The organism is Paenibacillus sp. RUD330 (genome assembly GCF_002243345.2).
GTDB lineage: Bacteria > Bacillota > Bacilli > Paenibacillales > Paenibacillaceae > Paenibacillus_O.
The window spans coordinates 3,802,335-3,821,822 of sequence record NZ_CP022655.2 but is presented as its reverse complement, the minus strand read 5'-3'; the positions used below and the strand labels follow the sequence as shown (position 1 = coordinate 3,821,822).

Sequence of the window (19,488 nt, the reverse complement as noted above, 5' to 3'; positions counted from 1 at the left end):
CATGGCCGACAAGCAACCGCAATCCGGCCAAGCTGCGGCCGGCCGATGGAGGGAGACCGGGGTCCATATCGGGCTCGTCGTGATCAAGGGAACGGCCGGTACCCTCTTCGGCAGTTCCGTTCTGCTGTCGGATGCTTTCCGCTCCGCTTCGGACGCATGCTCCTCCTATGCGGCGCAGGTTTCCGGCAAGGAGAACAGCCGCCGCAGCGGGAACAACGTGCAGCATATGGGCAGAGAGTATACCTTCGCCTATGTGTTCTCCATTTTTCTCATCGTCATCGGCCTGCAGATGGCCGTGCTCGCTCTCAACCGCATGATGGAGCCGCTTGAAGGCTATCCGCAGCTTCCGGCTGCCTTTGTCATTCCGATCTGCCTTGCCCTGCGCCTGCTGTTCATGAGAGGTCCGATTCCCGGATGGGAATGGGCGGTCTCGCTGACGGCGGCCGCCGGAGCCGCAGGCGCCTGGGCCGGAGGCGAGGGCGGATTGACCTGGATGACGTATCTGGATCCTGCCGCATCGGTCCTCATCGGGGCTTTCATCGTCTACAAGGGCTATCTTCTTTTTCTCGGAACCGGCAAGAAGAAGGAGACCGCTCCCGCGGACCATTCCGGTCTGGCCGAGGACATGACGGAGATCATCCAAAGAGTCGACGGCGTCGTGACGGTGGAAGCGGTCCAGCCGCATATGAGCGGAGGCCGGATATCCGCCGAGATCGTCATCAGCGTCAATCCTCGGATATCCGTCCTCGAAGGGGCGGATATCGGGCGGAGGGTCAAGCAGCTCGTCCTCAAGCGGTTCATGCATATCCATGACGTCAAGATCTGCGTAGAGCCTTACAATCCGGGCTATCCGTACAAATCCAATCATGATCCCAATCAGGAGCATATGCCGACGCTGCTTCAGTAAGTGCCGGCTGCCCCGTCTTGGGCACAACGCTGCCGCCGCCTGCTGCGGGCTGATCCGGTCTTCCGGAACGGCCCGCAGCCGCAGAGGGCAGCGTTTCTCTGCTTGGATTTCGTTTGAGAACCAGCCGTGACGGCAAGCGGCAGACAGAAGCGCAAGCTCGACACCGAAAGGCAAGGATGGAGGCGGGTACAACGTGATCGGGTCCAAAACCCGCTGGAACATAAGAAAGCTGAATGAAGAGGAAAACCAGGCCGCGCTATCGATTCAGGCTGCTCTGGGCCTGAATCCGCTGGCGGCGAAACTGCTCGTCCAACGAGGGTGCATGACGCCGGAAACGGCCCATGACTTCATGGAGGCGGGAATCGAGTCGATGCATGATCCCTATCTGCTCAAGGGAATGGAGGAAGCGGCCGCCCGCATCCGGAAGGCCGCGGCAGACGGGGAGAAAGTGCTTGTATACGGGGATTACGACGCGGACGGAGTTTCCTCCACCGCCTTGATGATCCTTTTGCTGCGCGAGCTGGGCATTCGCCATGACTATTATATTCCGCATCGTACCCGGGAAGGATACGGCATGAACATCCCGGCCGTGGACAAGGCTGCGGAAGCAGGATTCACGCTCATCGTCACGGTCGACAACGGAATCAGCGCCGTCGAGCCGATCGCGCATGCCCGCAAGCTGGGCTTGTCGGTCGTCGTGACGGATCATCACGAGCCTCCCGAAGTTCTTCCCGATGCCGATGTCATCGTGAATCCCAAGCAGCCCGGATGCTCTTATCCGTTCAAGGGGCTGTGCGGCGCCGGAGTCGCTTTCAAGCTCGCCCAGTGCCTGCTTGGCCGCGTTCCCCTGGAATGGAGCGATATTGCCGCTCTGGGAACGATTGCGGACTTGATGCCGTTGGCCGACGAGAACCGCATCATCGTCCGTTCCGGCCTGAATGTCATCCGAACCTCGCCTCGCCCCGGATTCGCGGCTTTGGCCGAAGCGTGCGGCATCAGGACGGAGGCGGTCACGGCATCCGATATCGGCTTCCAGATGGGGCCGAGAGTCAACGCCGCGGGCCGGCTCGATCATGCGGCTCCGGCCGTTGTCCTTCTTGTCACCGATGACCGGGAGGAAGCCGAGGAGATCGCCTCGAGCCTGGACGAGCTCAACATCGAGCGCCGCGAGGTTGTCGCCGATATCGCTAAGGAAGCCGAAGCCATGTGGCAGGAACGCTGCCGCAGGGCCGACGAGCAAGGCGCTCCCCATCCGGGGGTGATCGTGCTCGCCGGTGCGGGCTGGAATCCCGGCGTTGTCGGCATCGTGGCTTCCAAGCTGCTGGAGAAGCATTATCGTCCGACCGTGCTGCTCGGCCTTGACGAGCAATCGGGAATGTGCAAAGGATCGGCAAGGTCGATTCCGGGTTATGACCTGTTCGAGGCTTTGAGCTCCTGCAAGGAGCTGATGGAGCATTACGGCGGCCATGCGGCCGCTGCGGGCATGACGCTTCACCGCGCCCGGCTGGACGAGCTGGAGGAAGCCCTGTGCGCGCAAGCGGAGCTTCAGCTGCGTCCGGAGGATTACATTCCGGTCTGCGACATCGACCTGGTCTGTCCCATCGAGGAGGCGTCGATCGAGACCGCCGGCGAGCTGGCGCTGCTTGAGCCTTACGGCAGCGGCAATCCGGTGCCGAAGCTGCTGATCAGCGTGGCGGGCATCGGCGATGTCCGCCTGCTCGGCAAGGAGAAGACGCATCTCAAGCTCGCTCTAAGCAGCGGCATCACCCCGGCGAAGCTGGATGCGATCGGATTCGGCATGGGAGAATTCGCCGATCCGCTGGCCGCTTCCTTGAGGGCGGACATCGTCGGGGAGCTGTCGGTGAACGAATGGAACGGGAAGCGCAAGCCGCAGCTGATGATCCGCGATCTGAGGGTCAGAGAGCCGAGGGTATACGACTTCAGAGGGACCAGGGATCCCGGCGGCCGGCTTGCTTCGATCATCGAGAGGCTCCGGCAGGAAAAGAGAACGGCCGTCATCGTGACGAGGGAAAGGCTGCACTCGGGAAGCGCTCGCGAGATCGCATCCGGGAGCGAAGGAAGCGGCAGCTCAGAGTGGACCCATTGCCTGCCCGAAGAGGTTCCGGCTGGAGGCTTCACCTGCCAGGAAGTCATCCTTTATGGAAGTCCGTCCTCCTGCACGAGGCTGGAGAACGCTCTTCGGCTCAGCAAGGGACTGGAGGCGCTGCATCTGCTCTATCCGGCTGATCCGAGAGGCTCCGCCGACTGGCTGGAGCGCGCGGGCATGGGCAGGCTGTACGCCTGGATCCGCAAGCTGTCACCGCTGCCTGCCGGGCAGGCGGGACGGAGGCTGGCCGAGGCTGCGGGCTGCCCGCCGGAGAGAGCCTCTCTGGCATTGGAAGTGTTTCATCAGCTGGGCTTCATCGAACGGCGCGACGAGGGCTGGACAGCCGCCGAGGCTCCGGCCCGCAGGGACCTCTCGGAATCCGCCCTTTACCTGGAGGCGCTGGAAGAAGAGAAGATCCTGTCCAAGCTCTACTCCGCAGCCGAAGACATCAAATCCTGGATAGCCGGCTTGCCGGCATCAAGCCATCATACCGAACTACCCGCATAGGGAATAAAAGGAGCTCGACTACCATGAACTTCAAAGAATATATCCGCGTTATCGAAGATTTTCCTCAGCCAGGCATCCGCTTCAAGGACATCACGACGCTGCTGAACAACGGCGAAGTCTACCGCGCGGCGATCGATGAGCTCAAAAAAGCGGCCCACGGCAAAGAGATCGACCTGATCGCCGGTCCGGAGGCGCGCGGCTTCGTCGTCGGAGCTCCGCTGGCGATCGCACTCGGAGTCGGTTTTGTGCCGATCCGCAAAAGCGGCAAGCTTCCGGGAGAGACCGTGGAGGCCGGTTATGACCTTGAATACGGCAAAGACACGCTCGCCGTCCACAAGGATGCCATCAAGCCGGGACAGCGCGTGCTCATCGCCGACGATCTGCTTGCTACCGGCGGCACGATCGCGACGACGATCAACCTGATCGAGCAGCTTGGCGGCGAGGTCGTAGGTGCTTCCTTCCTGATCGAGCTCGGCTATTTGGACGGACGCGCCAAGCTTGGCGCCCTGGACATCTTCTCTCTGATGAAATACTAATCGCTTCATTATTAATTATTTCTCAGGAAATAATGGCGGCCGTCAAACGGCCGTCTTTTTTTATCGGCATAGACACTATCCGACCTGATGAATAACAGAATAAGGAATATGAACCAATGTTTATGATGTCGTTCCGTGCCGCAGCCAGAGGGAGGGCCTTATCGCTTGAAGTTCAGTTGACGCCGCCCGTATTGTAGGGGCATAATAGGAGTTAAACTTATTTCATAGGTACTGGGACACGGTAGAAGTCGAACGATGACATTTGGATGGAAAGGGACGTTTCATGGGCATAGAGCAATTACTCGCTAAGGCGTCGACTTATATGAGGGACCAGGATCTCAACAGGATCCGGGAGGCCTATGAATTTGCCGACCAAGCCCATCACGGGCAGGTGCGCAAATCGGGTGAGCCCTATATTCTCCATCCGGTGGCCGTGGCGGAAATCCTGGTCAATATGGAGATGGACGTGACTTCCATCATAGCGGCGCTGCTGCATGACGTAGTGGAGGATACGACCGTCGAGGTGGAACAGGTCCGGGCGAGATTCGGAGATACCTGCGCCATGCTGGTCGACGGCCTCACCAAGCTGGAAAAGATCAAATTCCGGTCCAAGGAAGAACAGCAGAACGAGAACTACCGCAAGATGTTCGTGGCGATGGCACAGGACATCCGCGTCATTCTCATCAAGCTTGCGGACCGGCTTCATAATATGCGCACGCTGAAATTCCAATCGGAGGAAGCGCAGCGCCGCATCGCTTACGAGACGCTGGAGATTTTCTGTCCGATCGCCCACAGGCTCGGCATCTCCGCGATCAAGTGGGAGATGGAGGATATCGCCCTGCGCTATCTCAATCCGCAGCAGTATTACCGGATCGCCAATCTGATGAAGAAAAAGCGGGCGGAGCGGGAGCAGTATATCGCCGTCGTCATCGGCCGGATCACGGAAAAGCTGGAGGAAATGGGTATCGACGGCGATATTTCGGGGCGCCCCAAGCATATTTACAGCATTTACCGCAAGATGACGATGCGCAACAAGCAGTTCAACGAAATCTATGACCTGATGGCGATCCGCATCATCGTGGACAACATCAAGGACTGCTACGCGACGCTCGGCATCATCCACACGCTGTGGAAGCCGATGCCCGGACGTTTCAAGGACTATGTCGCGATGCCCAAGGCCAACATGTACCAGTCCTTGCATACGACCGTCGTGGGACCGAACGGCGAGCCGACCGAGGTCCAGATCCGCACCTGGGAGATGCACCGCACGAGCGAGTACGGCGTCGCGGCCCACTGGGCCTACAAGGAAGGCTCGGCGGGGCCGAGCGGCAATATCGAGGACAAGATGGGATGGTTCCGCGAAATTCTGGAGCTGCAGAACGAGGCCGAGGACGCCTCCGAGTTCATGGAGTCGCTCAAGATGGACTTCTTCTCGGATCTGGTGTTCGTGTTCACGCCAAAAGGCGAGGTGATCGAGCTGCCGGCCGGTTCCGTTCCGCTTGATTTCGCCTACCGGATCCATACGGAGGTCGGCAACCGGACGATCGGGGCCAAGGTGAACGGCCGGATCGTGCCGCTCGACCATAAGCTCAAGACCGGCGACATCGTGGAGATTCTGACCTCGAAGCATTCCTACGGCCCGAGCCAGGACTGGATCAAGATCACGAAGTCCTCGCATGCCCGGACGAAGATCAAGGCCTGGTTCAAAAAAGAGCGGCGCGAGGAGAACGTCATCAAAGGCCGCGATATGCTGGAGCGCGAGCTGAAGCGGCTCGGCCTCGAGCCGTCCGCCTGGATGGCCGAGGACAAGCTCATGGAGGCCGCGTCCAAGTTCAGCTTCCATGATGTCGAGGACATGATGTCCGCGATCGGGTTCGGCGGCATCACCGCCGCGCAGATCTGCACCAAGCTGACGGAGAAGATGCGGCGGGAAGCCGAAGCCGCGCAGCTGATCGAGCTTACGAACGAGCCGACCGAGGTGAAGTCTCCGGGAACCCGCAAGAAGGCGGCGACCGGCGGCGTGACCGTCAAAGGCATCGACAACCTGCTCGTACGCTTCGCCCGCTGCTGCAATCCGGTTCCCGGCGACGAAATCGTCGGTTACATCACGCGCGGACGCGGAGTGTCCGTTCACCGGCAGGATTGCCCGAATCTTCCTGTCGAAGGCCAGGAGGACGACGCGGAGCGCGTCATCGAGGTCGAATGGGAACAGTCGACGGAGTCGAACTACAGCGTCGACATCGAGATTACCGGCTACGACCATCGAGGCCTGCTCAACGAGGTGCTGCAGGCCGTCGCGGAGAGCAAGACGAACATATCCGCGGTCACGGGACGCACGGGCAAGAACAAGATGGTCATCATCCATATGACCATCCTGATCCGCAACATCGAGCATCTGCAGTCTGTCGTGGACAAGATCAAGCGCGTCAAGGACATCTACTCGGTGCAGCGCATCATGCAATAGGATAGAGGACGGTGGCTCATCGTGAAAGTCGTGGTTCAGCGCTGCTCCAGCGCATCGGTCTCCGTCGAGGGGGCGCCCGTCGGCAGCATCGGGCATGGGCTCATGCTGCTTGTCGGGATTACCCATGAGGACAGCGAGGCCGACATCTCCTGGATGGCCGACAAAATCGCGAACCTGCGCATTTTCGAGGACGGGGCCGGGAAGATGAACCTGAGCGTGCTCGACTCAGGCGGGGCCGTGCTGTCGGTGTCCCAGTTCACCCTGTACGGCGACTGCCGCAAGGGAAGGCGTCCCAACTTCATGTCCGCAGCCCGGCCGGAGCATGCGGAGCCTCTCTACGAAGCGTTCAACGGAGCGCTTCGAGCGCTCGGGCTCCAGGTCGAGACGGGCCGTTTCGGAGCTATGATGGATGTATCCCTCGTCAATGAAGGTCCGGTCACGCTCCTGGTGGACAGCCGGGAATAATCCCTGCTTCCGGACTAACGAAGCCGTTATGCGGCAACACTACTTACCGGACACCTCGACAGACGCTTCATAAGCGATTTGACGGCGAGAAAGGAAGTGGCCGCCATGCGGCAGGGACGCAAAATGCAGATGCTGAGCCGCGCTTCCAGCCGGATCCTGCAAGCGGACAGGCGGGAAGCGCTGCTGCTGGACGATCTGGAGGAAGACCTTGAGTTCGCGGAAGACTGGGCAGGGGGCGGAGCTGCGCCCAAAAAGGATGATCGGGAAGAAAAGTGACCCTTCATGCCGGCAGAAGCGATTTGTCATCCAATTGTAATCTGGGCAACATCATCGCTTAACACAGCCGGGCTATACTTGATCTCGACCCCCTTTTTAATATGGCAAGACTTCAGAGCCCGCTTGCCGGGCTCTTTTTTTTGTTCCCACGGGGAGAGCAAGCTTGACTTGATCCCTTTACAGCGGTAGAATGAATCTCAATTGAAACCAACCTTTGATGATGGGAAGAAGTACTCTGCGCGCACGTATCCAGAGAGGGACGCCGTTACGGCTGCAAGCGTCCTTATGGTGGCGGGAGGAATGACATCCCGGAGAACATCCGGCGAAGAAGGCTTTTGCGCGCATGACGGCGCAGCCTTTGCGTAGACGGCATGCGTGTGACGGGCGTTAACCGTTCTTTGAAGCGGATGGACCGGCCTCAGGCCCTACGTCCGGAATCAGGGTGGCACCACGGGAGATCGAGCTCTCGTCCCTGACGACCTTACGGGGTCGTCAGCGGACGAGGGCTTTTTTTGTCGATGAAGATAGGTTGGAATGCGATGATGCTGAGCCAAAGCAAGGAGGGGCGGTTATGGGATTTCAAAAAATGCCGGGCACGCAGGATCTGCTGCCCGGACAAGTCGAGAGATGGCAGTTCGTCGAAAGCAAGGCGAGGGAAATATGCCGCAGATTCAACTTCCGCGAAATCCGCACGCCGATGTTCGAGTCGACGGACTTGTTCCGGCGCGGCGTCGGGGAGACGACGGACATTGTCGAGAAGGAAATGTACACGTTCGAGGACCGCGGCGGGCGCAGCCTGACGCTGCGTCCCGAAGGAACCGCCGGCGTCGTGCGCGCCTATGTCGAGAACAAGCTCTATGGCGAGCCCGATCTGACGAAGCTGTACTATGTCGGACCGATGTTCCGCTATGAGCGCCAGCAGGCCGGACGCTACCGCCAGTTCCACCAGTTCGGCGTGGAAGCGCTCGGGTCGGTCGATCCGGCGCTCGATGCGGAGGTCATCGCGCTTGGATATACCTTCTATACGGAGGTCGGCCTGAGAGACGTGCGCGTGGAGATCAACTCCGTCGGGACGCCAGAGGTACGAGCCGCGTTCCGCGGCAAGCTGCTGGAGTTCCTGGAGCCCAAGCGCAGCATTCTGTGCAAGGACTGCCAGTCCCGCATGGACCGCAATCCGCTCAGGGTGCTGGACTGCAAGCATGACCAGCATCACTTCGAGGGCGCGCCGTCGATTCTCGACAGCCTCGACGAAGCCAGCAGCGCGCATTTCGAGAAGGTGAAGCAGCATTTGGGCGATATGGACATCCCGTACGACATCAACTCCCGGCTCGTCCGAGGACTTGATTATTACACGAATACCGCCTTCGAGTTCAAGGCGGAGGGAATCGGCGCCATCGACACGATCGGCGGAGGAGGCCGATACAACGGCCTCGTCGGCGAAATCGGCGGGCCGGACCAGCCCGGCGTCGGATTCGGCCTCGGCATCGAGCGCACCGTCATGATTCTGGAGCACCAGCAGGGCGGCGAGGCGGCCAAGCCGCGCATCGACGTGTATCTGGTCGCTCTAGGCGAAGCTGCGGAGCGCGAGACGGCCAAGCAGCTTCAGCTGCTCCGCCAAGCCGGCTTGTCCGCGGAGCGCGATTATCAGGGCCGCAAGATGAAGGCGCAGATGAAATCGGCCGACCGTTACGCCGCGCGTTATACGGCGATTCTAGGCGACGACGAGCTGGCCGCCGGCCAGATTTCCCTCAAGGAGATGGATACCGGCGAGCAGCGCATGGTTCCTCTCGCAAGCCTGGCCTCTGAGATCAAAGGCTGATTCCCATTCGGAATTCAAGCATGGACCGATCGAACGCATCCTGGAATGTTCGGCCTTAGCCGCGGAATCGGGAATATGAGCGATTTCAAGGCTCCTCAAATAGAGCATGGGAACCCGTGCCAACCATCCGAAGGAGTGACAGAAATGAGCGAACAAGCTTATCAATGCGGACGGCTGACCAAAGCCGACGTAGGCAAGACCGTGGAACTGAAAGGATGGGTGCAGCGCCGGCGCGACCTCGGCGGCGTGCTGTTCATCGACCTGCGCGACCGCACGGGCATCGTGCAGATCGTCTTCAATCCCGCTTATTCGGGCGACGCGCTCGGCATCGCCGACCGCGCGCGCAGCGAGTACGTGCTCGCTGTGAAGGGAACCGTCGTTGAACGCGACGCGGAGACTCGCAATCCGAATCTGGCCACCGGCGAGATCGAGGTCCGCATCACCGAGATCGAGATTCTCAACGCCGCCAAAACGCCGCCGTTTCCAATCGAGGACGGCATCGAGGTCGACGAGCCTCTCCGCCTGAAGTACCGCTACCTGGACCTGCGCCGTCCGGAGATGCAGCGAACGCTGCTCCTCCGCTCCAAAGCGTCCAAAATCTTCCGCGACTTCCTCGACGGAGAAGAATTCGTCGAAGTGGAAACGCCGATCCTCACCAAAAGCACGCCGGAGGGAGCGCGCGACTATCTCGTGCCGAGCCGCGTGCATCCGGAGGAGTTCTACGCGCTGCCGCAATCGCCGCAGCTCTTCAAGCAGCTGCTCATGGTGGGCGGCGTCGAGCGCTACTACCAGATCGCGCGCTGCTTCCGCGATGAGGATCTTCGCGCCGACCGCCAGCCGGAATTCACCCAGGTCGACATCGAGACTTCCTTCCTGACCCAGGACCAGCTGCTCGCGATGATGGAGAAGCTGGCTCAGCGCCTGTTCAAGGAAACGGTAGGCGCCGAAATCACAGCGCCGTTCCAGCGCATCACCTATGCGGATGCGATGGACAAATACGGCTCCGACAAGCCGGATCTGCGCTTCGGTCTGGAAATTGAAGATATTACGGACATCGTGAAGGACAGCGACGTGAAGGTATTCGCGAGCGTGGCCGCTTCCGGAGGCGTCGTGCGCGTGCTGAACGCCAAAGGCTGCGCAGGATGGAGCCGCAAGGAGCTGGACGACCTGCAGCCGTTCGCAGCCCGCTACGGCGGCAAGGGACTTGCCTGGATTACGGTGAAGGAAGGCGAATGGCGCGGTCCGATCGTGAAATTCCTCAAGCCGGAGGAAATCCAGGCTCTGACCGAGCGTCTGGGCGTTGAAGAAGGCGATCTGCTGATGTTCTCCGCCGACAAGAAGAAGGTCGCAGCCGACGTTCTGGGCAACCTGAGGCTGAAGGTCGGACGCCAGCTGAACCTGATCGACGACTCCGTCTTCAAATTCGCCTGGGTCGTGGACTTCCCGCTGCTCGGCTGGGATGAGGAAGCGAAGCGTTATGTCGCCGAGCATCATCCGTTCACCCGTCCGAAGGATGAGGATCTGCATCTGTTCGACAGCGATCCCGGAGCGATCCGCGCTCAAGCCTACGATCTGGTGCTCAACGGATACGAAGTCGGCGGGGGCTCGATGAGGATCTACAAGCGGGACATCCAGGAGAAGATGTTCACGGCTCTGGGCTTCAGCATGGAGGAAGCGCATGAGCAGTTCGGCTTCCTGCTCGACGCCTTCGAATACGGCACGCCTCCGCATGGCGGCATCGCTTTCGGCCTGGACCGCTTGATCATGCTGCTGGCCGGCCGCACCAACCTGCGCGAGACGATCGCCTTCCCGAAAACGGCGAGCGCGACCGACCTGCTGACGGCGGCTCCGTCTCCGGTGGATATCGCCCAGCTTCAGCAGCTGCATATCCGCACGGTTGCGAAAGCGGCCTCGAAGCCGGCTCCGGGAGCGGCGCCAGCCCCGGCCCCGGCCGTTCAATCGTAGTCGGGAGACCGCTGCAAATTACAGGCATGAAAGCAGGCCGCACCGGAACCGGTGCGGTTTTGCCCTGCCTGAAAGGGAAACGAAAAGGATAAAGGAGGAAATAGCCATGCTCAATCAATTTTCCCGAACCGAGCTTGCCTTCGGTCCTGAAGGCATCGAAGCGATGAAGCGTAGCACCGTCGCCGTGCTCGGCATCGGCGGCGTCGGCTCGATCGCGGCCGAAGCTCTGGCCCGCACCGGCGTCGGCCGAATCATCCTGATCGACAAGGATGTCGTGGACATCACCAATATCAACCGGCAGATCCATGCCTTGACGACGACGGTCGGCGAGCCGAAGGCGGATCTCATGCGGGACCGCATCAAGCTGATCAACCCCGAGTGCGACGTCATCAGCTTGAGGATGTTCTACACCGAGGAGACGTACGAGAAGCTGTTCGAATACCCGCTAGATTATGTGCTCGACGCATCCGACACGATCTCCTACAAGGTCCACCTCATCAAGCAGTGCCTGGAGCGGAACATTCCGATCATCTCCAGCATGGGGGCTGCGAACAAGGTCGATCCGACCAAGTTTCAGGTTACGGATATTTCCAAAACCCATACGGATCCCGTCGCGCGAGTCGTCCGCCAGAAGCTTCGCCGCGAAGGCGTGAAGAAAGGGGTCCAGGTCGTCTTCTCGTCGGAGGAGCCTAAAAAGCCGCGCGAGGACGTCACCCAGCGGATCGTGCCGGACAACGCTCCGGAAATCCGCAAAGCCCAGCAGCCGCCTGCCAGCAATGCGTTCGTGCCGCCGGTGGCGGGACTGATCATGGTCAGCGTCGCCGTTCGGGAGCTGCTCGCCAAATCCGGAATTTCTCTGTAAGCTTTCCTGTTCAATAGACAAAGGCGGACCTCGATTAGAGGCCGCCTTATTCTTATATCTATTCATAATATTACATATTAAGTTATGTATAGGGTAGATACACAATTGAAATGGCCTATTTTGCGTAATCTATATTGACATAAAGCTTCAAATTGGATACCATCATCTCTAATTAATCTACGGGATGGTGCATATCATGGTCACGATGAATCTGATGAGGCGTTTGCCGAAAATCGAATTGCACTGCCATCTCGACGGAAGCGTCAGGCCGGCGACAGCCGCGGAGATCGCCGATGAGGAAGGAATCGAGCTGAGCTGCCGCGATTTGCGGGATTTGACGGACCGCATGACCGCTCCCCCTTCCTGCAGCAGCCTGGTGGAATATTTGGAGCGGTTCGAGCTCCCGCTGCTGCTGATGCAGTCGGCGTCCTCGCTGTCGCGCATCGCGTTCGAGGCCGCCGAGGATGCGGCACTGGACAACGTCCGCTACCTGGAAGTGCGCTTCGCGCCGCATCTGCATACCCGGCGGGGGCTGACCGTCGAGGAGGTCATCGAGTCCGTCCGCTCCGGCCTTCGCGCCGCGGAGCAGAAATACGGCCACTGCGTGCGCATGATACTGATCTGCATGAGGCATCATGGCCAGATGGACAACGAAGAGATCGTGCGGGCAGCCGCGCGCTACCAAGGAGAGGGGGTCGTCGGGGTCGATTTGGCCGGCGACGAGGCCGGCTATCCGAACGAGCTGCATGCGGAAGTATTCGAGCTGGCCGACCGCCTCGGACTGCCGATCACGATCCATGCCGGCGAGGCTGCAGGGGCATGCAGCATCCGCTGCGCCGTCGAGAAGCTGCGGGCGCGCCGGATCGGACACGGGGTCAGGCTGCACGAGGATGCGGAGGTGACGGAGCTCATCCGCGTCAAGGGAATTCCCCTGGAGCTGTGCGTCATCAGCAATGTGCAGACGAAGGCGGTATCCTGCATGGAGGCGCATCCGATCCGCAGCTACCTGGACAGCGGCCTGCTGGTGACGGTCAATACGGACAACCCGACCGTGTCGGGCACGAACCTGACGCGGGAGTACGAGAATCTGACTCGCCGGTTCCGCTTCTCCGCCGGGGACATCCGCAAGGTCGCAGGCCATGCCATCAATGCGGCTTTCGTCGACGAGGACCGGAAGCGCCAGCTGCGGGAGCTGTTCGAGCGCGAATGGTCCGAGCTTGGGCTGGCGGCGGAAGCCTGAGCTTACCGGGCCGAGTCATCGATAACCGGAGGATTTCCAGTCGAAGGGCTTGATTGCATAAGAACTGCATGGATTGAAAATGCAGGCATGAAGGGAAGGCAATCCCAGATTGAAACGGGGACAGACTTCGTGTCTGTCCTTTTTCTCGCGCGTCGGAGGTTCAGCTGTCGGCCGCTCATTGGAATCCCTCCGTAAAGGCCCAGTAGCGGGACGGGCGGCGCCAGGTTCCCCTTCGGCTCAAACGCGAATGGATTCATAGCGAACGTTTGTGCCCTATCGGCAGCTGTGATACACTTTTTTACAGGAATCCGGCTGTCCGGGAACCGGTTGCGGCCTTTCCGGACATCCCTCAGCCCAGCATAGTACAGGGGATGTTGCGAGATGGACTTGTTTGATTATAAAGAAGAAAAGGAGCAGCCGCGGGCGCGGCTGCTTGCGGACCGCATGCGTCCGCGGACGCTGGACGAATATATCGGCCAGGAGGATGTCGTCGGCCCGGGAACGCTGCTGAGGCGCGCGATCGAAGGCGACCAGGTCAGCTCGCTGCTCCTGTTCGGCCCTCCGGGCAGCGGCAAAACGACGCTGGCGAACATCATCTCCAACCGTACCGAGGGGGAGTTCGTGAAGCTCAACGCCGTCGACGCGTCGGTCAAGGATGTGCGGGACGTCATCGAGCGGGCGAAGAGCGCCAAGTCTCTGTACGGGCGCAAGACGATCCTCTTTCTCGACGAGGTGCACCGCTTCAACTCTTCGCGCCAGGATGCACTGCTTCCGGCGGTCGAGCAGGGAATCATCATTTTCATCGGGGCTACGACCGAAAATCCGTTCCATTCCGTCAACGGCGCCCTGCTGTCCCGCTCGACGCTGTTCCGGCTCCACGCGCTGGAGAGCAGGCATGCGCTGGAGGCGATGTCCCGGGCGATCGCGGACAAGGAGCGCGGGCTCGGATTCATGAAGCTGGATGTGCGGCAGGAGGCTCTTCAGCATATCGCGGCCATGGCGGGAGGAGATATCCGCCGCGCGCTCAACGCGCTTGAGCTGGCGGCCGTGACGACTCCGTCGGAGCCGGACGGCACGGTCGTGGTCACGCTGGAGGTCGCTCAGGAATCGATCCGCAGCAGAGCCGTCCAAGCGGATGAATCGACCCAATACGACGTGCTGTCGGCCTTCCACAAAAGCATCCGGGGTTCGAGCGATGCGGCCTTGTTCTGGTTTCTGTACGCGGTGGAGAAGCTCGGGATGGACCCGATGGTGTTCATCCGCAGGCTGATCGTCGCCTGCAGCGAGGATATCGGGCTTGCGAATCCGCAGGCGATGGTGCAGGCGGTGACGAGCATGGACGCCTATCACAAGATCGGCTGGCCGGAAGCCAAGTACAATGTGGCGCAAGCGATTCTGTTTGCCGTAGAGAGCCCCAAGTCCAACGCGGCCGCCATGGCGATATCCAGAGCGGCGCAGAAGATCGAAGCGGTAGGGACGGCGGACGTGCCGATGCACCTGAGGGATACCCACTACAAGGGCGCCGAGAAGCTCGGCCACGAAGGGTACAAATACCCGCATGATTTCCCCGGCCACTACGTCGTGCAGCAGTATTACCCGGATCGGCTGGCCGGCTCGTCCGTGTATGAGGCGACCCGCCAGGGCATGGAGGACAAGATCCGCCAGAACCAGGACAGGCGTCCCAAATAAGAGGGGCGGAAAGGCCGGCAAGCGGAACGCTGTTGTCGGCCCGGCAAATTCAGCGCGGCTGGAACCAAAAGGAAAGATCGGATGGACCGGTCTTTTCTTTTTTTGTTCCCCGTGTTTCGAAACGAGAAAAAAGGGCTATTCAAATAAAAAGGTTAGTGCTAAGATTTAAGTATAGGAACATTTGCGGAGATGGGTTCATATACAAGTAAAACAGGATCAAGATCGAATGGCTCTTTTTTTTGCCCCAAAAGTTTCCCTAGGTCAACATATATGGATGGATACAAGTTTAGGAGGAGAGACATCATGAACGAGGAAAGCGCCCTGATCACTACCCGCGATAAAGGCTGGAACCGCGCATCCGGCAGGCCTTCGCTCGCCGAAGTGAACGGCTCCCTGAGCGTTCCGACGAAGGGCGGATGGTTCCGGAAGCTGCTCGCCTTTATGGGACCGGGCTATCTGGTTGCCGTCGGATACATGGATCCCGGCAACTGGGCGACGGATCTGGCCGGAGGCTCGCTGTTCGGCTACACGCTGCTGTCGGTCGTCCTGCTGTCCAATCTTATCGCGATCCTGCTGCAGGCGCTGGCCGGCAAGCTGGGCATCGTCACCGGCAGGGATTTGGCGCAGGCCTGCCGAGACCATTACAGCAAGCCTGTATCCATCGCGCTGTGGGTGCTGTGCGAGCTGGCGATCGCGGCTTGCGACCTGGCGGAGCTGATCGGCACCGCCATCGCCCTCAATCTTCTATTCGGCATGCCGCTCCTGTGGGGCGTCATCCTGACGGCATTCGACGTCATCATCGTCCTGATGCTGCAGAACAAAGGCTTCCGCTACATGGAGGCGCTCGTCATTACGCTGATCGGCACGATCGGCCTCTGCTTCCTGATCGAGCTGCTGTGGGCGCAGCCGGTCATGGCCGATGTCATGAAGGGCTTCATCCCCCGGGCCGAAATCGTCTCCAACCCGGCCATGCTCTACATCGCCATCGGCATCCTGGGAGCGACCGTCATGCCGCATAATCTGTATCTGCATTCCTCCATCGTCCAGACGAGGAAATTCGAGCAGACACCGCTCGGCAAGCGCGAAGCGATCCGCTTCGCTACGCTGGACTCGACGATCGCCCTCTTTCTGGCGCTGTTCATCAATGCGGCGATCCTGATCGTCGCCGGAGCGGTATTCCATACTTCCGGACATACCGACATCGCGGATATCGGCGATGCGTACCATCTGCTCACGCCTCTCATGGGCGGGGCGATCGCCAGCATCCTGTTCGGCGTCGCGCTGCTGGCGGCCGGGCAGAACTCGACCTTGACGGGAACGCTGGCCGGACAGATCGTCATGGAAGGCTTTCTGAACATCCGCATGAAGGCTTGGCTGCGGAGGCTGATCACCCGTCTGATCGCAGTCGTGCCGGCCGTCATCGTGACCGCCATGTACGGGGAGAAAGGGACGACCGACCTGCTCATTTTCAGCCAGGTGGTGCTCAGCTTCCAATTGAGCTTTGCCGTATTCCCGCTCGTTCTGTTCACGGGCGACCGCAAGAAAATGGGCGAGTTCGCCAACAAGCCGGCGACCAAAGCTCTGGCGTGGACTTGCGCCTGCCTGATCGCCGTGCTCAATCTGTATCTGCTCGGAGCTACGATCTACAGCTGGATTTGAACGAAGATTGCAGGATAGGCAGGACTCTTCGCCGGGCAACGGGGGAAGAGTCCTTTTTTTCTTCTCCTTGCTTGTCCTGACGGGCTTCAAGTGTCATATGGGGCTCCTGAGAGCCATAGTAATGGAAATAATCAGACAAATCGTCCTCATGCCGCCGATAACGGACTTATCGTGAGCCGCAGGCGGTTTGACCGGGAATGCCGTCATGGACTACAGTACTTCATAATAGATTTGATGCCGGGGAGGTGCGCCTGTCCTTGAGCTTGCCGAACATCGGCGCCGGGAGACAGGCAAATGAGTGAGCGACGACCCGTTACCGCTGAGTCTGAGCATTGTGCTGGTTCTTTTATTGGTTTTCCTGAACGGTTTTTTCGTGGCGGCCGAATTCGCCATGGTGAAAGTCCGCGGCAGCCGCATCGGCTCCCTCGTCTCGGAGGGCAACGGCAGAGCCCGCTTCGCGATGCGCTTGACGGACAATCTCGACGCTTTCCTCTCGGCATGCCAGCTCGGCATCACGCTTGCCTCCCTCGGTCTCGGGTGGGTAGGAGAGCCTGCCGTCGCCCGCCTGCTTGAGCCGCTTTTTTCCCGCTTCGGAATCGGCGGCCTCGCCTTGAACACCGTCTCCTTCATCATCGCCTTCACCTTGATCACGCTGCTGCATATCGTCCTCGGCGAGCTGGCTCCCAAGACGATCGCCATCCGCAAGGCGGAGCAGGTGACGCTCATGACGGCCGCTCCGCTCGTCCTGTTCCATCGGATCATGTATCCCTTTATCTGGGCGCTGAACGGTATGGCGAACCTGCTGCTGAAGTGGATCGGAATCGAGCCTGCTTCGGAGCATGAATCCGCCCACACGGAGGAAGAGATCCGCATCCTGATGAAGGAAAGCCACAAAAGCGGGCTGATCGACAACACGGAGCTGACTCTAGTCGACAACATCTTCGATTTTGCGGATACGCATGCCCATGAGATCATGATCCCCCGCACGGAGATGATCTGCCTCTCCATCCAGGCCCCCTTCGCCGAGAACAGGGACATCGCCCTGGAGCAGATGCATACCAGGTATCCCGTCTGCGACGGGGACAAGGACAACATCATCGGATTCGTCCATATCAAGGACCTGCTCAAGGCGGGTCCGGACCTCCGCGATCTGAGGCAGATCCTGCGGCCGATGACGACGGTTCCGGAATCGATGCAGATCAGCTCGCTGCTGAAGCTGATGCAGAAGCGCAGAACCCAGATCGCGATTCTGATCGACGAATACGGAGGCACATCCGGCCTTGTGACGCTGGAGGACATCATGGAGGAGATCGTCGGAGAGATCCAGGATGAATTCGACGAGGAGAGGCCCGATGTCGAGCAGACGGGGGAAGCCGCCTATTCGCTCAGCGGGCTCATGCAGCTCGGCGAGGTCGCCGGCCGCTTCGGGCTGGAGCTGGACTCGGAGGATTACGATACGCTCGGCGGCTGGCTCTATTCTCGGATCGAGATTCCGCCGACCCGGGGGCAGACCGTCGCCATGTCGGATGAGGCTGAATTCGTCATCGAGGAAACCGACCATCTGCGCATTTCCAGAGTGGCTCTTAGGCTGCTGAGGCCTGCGGGAGCGGAGGAGGAGACGGCTGCCGCCAAGCGCCAGACAGCGGCAGGCGCCGAGCCGGGCGCCGGATTGTCCTGGCCTTTGTAACGGAGATTTCAGGAATGCGAAAAAAGCCCCGCAGCGCCGGACAACCGGCGCTGCGGGGCTTTTTTTGGAGGCTGCGGATCAGCGGACGGCAAGGCCTTCCGGATAATCCGCCTCGCGGACGAGATGCACCTTGTCGATCGTTCCTCCGCCGAGGCAGGCGTCGCCGTCATAGAACACGACGGCTTGGCCTGGAGTGACCGCCTTCTGCGGCTGGTCGAAGACGACCTCCGCCGTTCCGTCGGCCGACAGCCTGAGCGTCACGCCTTGGTCGCTCTGGCGGTAGCGGAACTTGGCGGCGCAGCGGATCTCGCCGGCCGGCAGCTCGGGCGAGATCCAGTTGATGCCGCTCGCGGTAAGCGACGAGGAATAGAGGCGGGGATGCGACTCGCCCTGGACGACGTACAGGATATTGGATTCCAGATCCTTGTCGGCGACGAACCAAGGCTCTCCGTTGCCGGATCCGCCGATGCCGAGTCCTTGGCGCTGTCCCAGCGTGTAGTACATGAGCCCGTCGTGGCGTCCTTTGGTCTCGCCGCTGCGCAGGTCGACCATCGGTCCGGGCTGAGCGGGAAGATAGCCGCTCAAAAACTGCTTGAAGTTCCGTTCGCCGATGAAGCAGACGCCGGTGCTGTCCTTCTTGCGGGCGGTCGCCAGGCCGTGCTCCTCGGCGATGCGGCGGACCTCCGGCTTCGGCAGACCGCCGATCGGGAACATCGCCGATGCCAGCTGCTCCTGGCTGAGCTGATGCAGGAAGTAGGTCTGGTCCTTGTTGGAATCGACTCCCCGCAGCAGGCGGGTGACGCCGTTTCCATCGCGCTCGACGCGGGCGTAATGGCCCGTCGCGAGATAATCCGCACCGAGCGATTTGGCCTTGGCGAGGAATTCGCCGAACTTGATCTCGCGGTTGCACATCACATCCGGATTCGGCGTGCGGCCCCGGCGATACTCGTCCAGGAAATAGCTGAACACCTTGTCGAAATATTGGCGTTCAAAGTTCACCGTATAATAAGGGATTCCGATCTGCTCGCAGACCTTCCGCACGTCCTCGGCGTCCTCGTCCGCGCTGCAGACGCCGTTCTCGTCGGTCTCGTCCCAATTTTTCATGAAGATGCCGATGACGTCGTATCCCTGCTGCTTGAGCAGCAGAGCCGTAACCGAGGAGTCGACTCCTCCGGACATGCCGACGACGACGCGTGCTCCCGTTTGTGCTTCCATTTATCTCCACCACCTTGACAATCTTGCTCTTTCCCTGCTAATCTGACAACTTGTGTTCTATCCACTCAGGGCAAGGGGAGCGTAAAGCCC

At 60.3% G+C, this 19,488-nt stretch carries 14 protein-coding genes; 13 read left to right on the top strand and 1 reads right to left on the bottom strand.

Going from position 1 to position 19,488, the window contains the following annotated elements; genetic code table 11:
• Window position 1: 1 nt before the first annotated feature.
• From CIC07_RS17360 to CIC07_RS17300, 13 genes are all read left to right on the top strand, one after another.
• Window positions 2-907: a cation diffusion facilitator family transporter gene (locus CIC07_RS17360; RefSeq protein WP_076354354.1), complete on the top strand. Its 906-nt coding sequence runs from the start codon at window positions 2-4 to the stop codon at window positions 905-907.
• A gap of 193 nt (window positions 908-1,100) precedes the next feature.
• Window positions 1,101-3,521, top strand: coding sequence for a single-stranded-DNA-specific exonuclease RecJ (recJ, locus tag CIC07_RS17355; RefSeq protein ID WP_076354356.1), 2,421 nt, complete (start codon window positions 1,101-1,103; stop codon window positions 3,519-3,521).
• A 23-nt stretch (window positions 3,522-3,544) separates the two neighbouring features.
• Window positions 3,545-4,057: an adenine phosphoribosyltransferase gene (locus CIC07_RS17350; protein WP_076354358.1), complete on the top strand. Its 513-nt coding sequence runs from the start codon at window positions 3,545-3,547 to the stop codon at window positions 4,055-4,057.
• Between the two features lie 283 nt (window positions 4,058-4,340).
• Window positions 4,341-6,521: a RelA/SpoT family protein gene (locus CIC07_RS17345; protein ID WP_076354360.1), complete on the top strand. Its 2,181-nt coding sequence runs from the start codon at window positions 4,341-4,343 to the stop codon at window positions 6,519-6,521.
• 21 nt (window positions 6,522-6,542) lie between these two features.
• Window positions 6,543-6,986, top strand: a complete 444-nt coding sequence (dtd, locus tag CIC07_RS17340; protein WP_076354362.1) for a D-aminoacyl-tRNA deacylase — start codon at window positions 6,543-6,545, stop codon at window positions 6,984-6,986.
• 105 nt (window positions 6,987-7,091) lie between these two features.
• The gene (locus tag CIC07_RS17335) at window positions 7,092-7,262 is read left to right on the top strand and encodes a hypothetical protein (protein ID WP_157741934.1); all 171 of its coding nucleotides are present in this window, start codon (window positions 7,092-7,094) and stop codon (window positions 7,260-7,262) included.
• A gap of 571 nt (window positions 7,263-7,833) precedes the next feature.
• On the top strand, window positions 7,834-9,081 hold the full coding sequence (hisS, locus tag CIC07_RS17330) for a histidine--tRNA ligase (RefSeq protein WP_076354364.1): 1,248 nt from the start codon (window positions 7,834-7,836) through the stop codon (window positions 9,079-9,081).
• Between the two features lie 144 nt (window positions 9,082-9,225).
• Window positions 9,226-11,046 (top strand): aspartate--tRNA ligase, encoded by a 1,821-nt coding sequence (gene aspS, locus CIC07_RS17325; RefSeq protein ID WP_076354366.1) that lies wholly within the window; start codon window positions 9,226-9,228, stop codon window positions 11,044-11,046.
• 106 nt (window positions 11,047-11,152) lie between these two features.
• Entirely contained in the window at window positions 11,153-11,908 is a 756-nt protein-coding gene (locus CIC07_RS17320) for a tRNA threonylcarbamoyladenosine dehydratase (RefSeq protein ID WP_076354368.1), read from the top strand.
• A 196-nt stretch (window positions 11,909-12,104) separates the two neighbouring features.
• Complete coding sequence (gene add / locus CIC07_RS17315) at window positions 12,105-13,148, top strand: adenosine deaminase (protein WP_076354370.1); 1,044 nt, start codon at window positions 12,105-12,107, stop codon at window positions 13,146-13,148.
• A 381-nt stretch (window positions 13,149-13,529) separates the two neighbouring features.
• Window positions 13,530-14,837 (top strand): replication-associated recombination protein A, encoded by a 1,308-nt coding sequence (locus CIC07_RS17310; RefSeq protein ID WP_076354372.1) that lies wholly within the window; start codon window positions 13,530-13,532, stop codon window positions 14,835-14,837.
• 303 nt (window positions 14,838-15,140) lie between these two features.
• Window positions 15,141-16,496, top strand: a complete 1,356-nt coding sequence (locus CIC07_RS17305) for an Nramp family divalent metal transporter (RefSeq protein ID WP_076354374.1) — start codon at window positions 15,141-15,143, stop codon at window positions 16,494-16,496.
• Window positions 16,497-16,794: 298 nt separating this feature from the next.
• Window positions 16,795-18,183, top strand: coding sequence for a hemolysin family protein (locus CIC07_RS17300; RefSeq protein ID WP_076354376.1), 1,389 nt, complete (start codon window positions 16,795-16,797; stop codon window positions 18,181-18,183).
• Window positions 18,184-18,261: 78 nt separating this feature from the next.
• On the opposite strand, the gene mnmA is transcribed toward CIC07_RS17300, so the two are convergent.
• The gene (gene mnmA / locus CIC07_RS17295; RefSeq protein WP_076354378.1) at window positions 18,262-19,398 is read right to left on the bottom strand and encodes a tRNA 2-thiouridine(34) synthase MnmA; all 1,137 of its coding nucleotides are present in this window, start codon (window positions 19,396-19,398) and stop codon (window positions 18,262-18,264) included.
• Between the last annotated feature and the right edge of the window lie 90 nt (window positions 19,399-19,488).